General features: G+C 57.3%; 1 protein-coding gene. It reads left to right on the top strand.

Features of this window, described 5'->3' with window-relative positions; translation table 11 throughout:
* A partial coding sequence (locus Q7C20_RS26630; protein ID WP_375071173.1) for an immunoglobulin-like domain-containing protein occupies nucleotides 1-1,514 on the top strand: 1,514 nt, incomplete at both ends.

Below are 1,514 nucleotides of genomic sequence, written 5' to 3'. Positions count from 1 at the left end.
GCGAACCCGTCGGTCGTTGAAGGCGGCGATATTACTTACACCGCCACGCTGACCAACCCAGCGCAAACTGCGGTCACCGTGACGCTTTCGAATGGCCAAACCATCGTCATCGAAGCGGGCAAGTCCGCTGGCACCGTTGTATTCGAAACCCCGACCAACGATGTCTACAACAACGGCTCGACCGTCAACACGACGATCACCAGCGCTACCGGCGGCAACTTCGAGAACTTGGCGACCAACCCAGCTCCGGCTGTGACCACCATCACCGACTCGATCGATACCACCACCGTCACGTTGACCGCCGATAACTCGGTCGTTGAAGGCGGCAATATCACTTACACCGCTACGCTGACCAACCCAGCGCAAACTGCGGTGACCGTGACACTTTCGAATGGCCAGACCATCGTTATTGAAGCCGGCAAGTCCGCTGGCTCCGTAGTTTTTGAAACTCCAGCCAATGACGTTTACAACAACGGTTCGACCGTCAATACAACGATCACCAGCGCTACCGGCGGCAATTTCGAGAACCTGGCGACTAACCCAACTCCGGCTGTGACCACGATCACCGACTCGGTCGACACCACTACCGTTACCCTGACAGCGAACCCGTCAGTAGTTGAAGGCGGTGACATCACTTACACCGCTACGCTGACTAACCCAGCGCAAACCGCTGTGACCGTTACGTTGAGCAATGGTCAGACGATCAACATCGAAGCAGGCAAATCCTCCGGGACTGCGGTGTTCCAAACCCCAGCCAACGATGTGTACAACAACGGCTCGACCGTAAGCACCACCATCACCAAGGCAGAAGGCGGTAACTTCGAGAATCTGGCGACAAATTCTGCGCCAGCGGTGACCACCATCACTGACTCCGTCGACACCACCACCGTTACCCTGACGGCGAACCCGTCAGTAGTTGAAGGCGGTGACATCACTTACACCGCCACGCTGACCAATCCAGCGCAAACCGCTGTGATCGTGACGTTGAGCAACGGCCAGACAATCGTTATCGAAGCCGGCAAGTCTGCTGGCTCGGTGGTGTTCGAAACGCCGGCGAACGACGTCTACAACAACGGTTCGACCGTCAACACGACGATCACCAACGCTACTGGCGGTAACTTCGAGAACCTGGCGACCAACCCAACTCCGGCTGTGACCACGATCACCGACTCGGTCGACACCACCACCGTCACCCTGACCGCTGACAACTCGGTCGTTGAAGGCGGCAACATCACCTACACCGCCACGCTGACTAACCCAGCGCAAACAGCGGTCACCGTGACGTTGAGCAATGGTCAGACAATCAATATCGAAGCGGGCAAGTCCTCCGGGACTGCTGTCTTCCAGACGCCTGCAAACGATGTGTACAACAACGGTTCAACCGTTAGCACCACCATCACCAAAGCAGAAGGTGGTAACTTCGAGAACTTGGCGACGAATACCGCGCCAGCGGTAACCACCATCACCGACTCGGTCGACACCACCACCGTTACCCTGACCGCGAACCCGTCGGT

Origin of the sequence: Pseudomonas sp. AMR01 (genome assembly GCF_041946035.1) — a bacterium.
Lineage (GTDB): Bacteria > Pseudomonadota > Gammaproteobacteria > Pseudomonadales > Pseudomonadaceae > Aquipseudomonas > Aquipseudomonas antarctica_B.
Note: the sequence above shows the minus strand (reverse complement) of the source record. Positions and strands in the feature narration are given on the sequence as shown.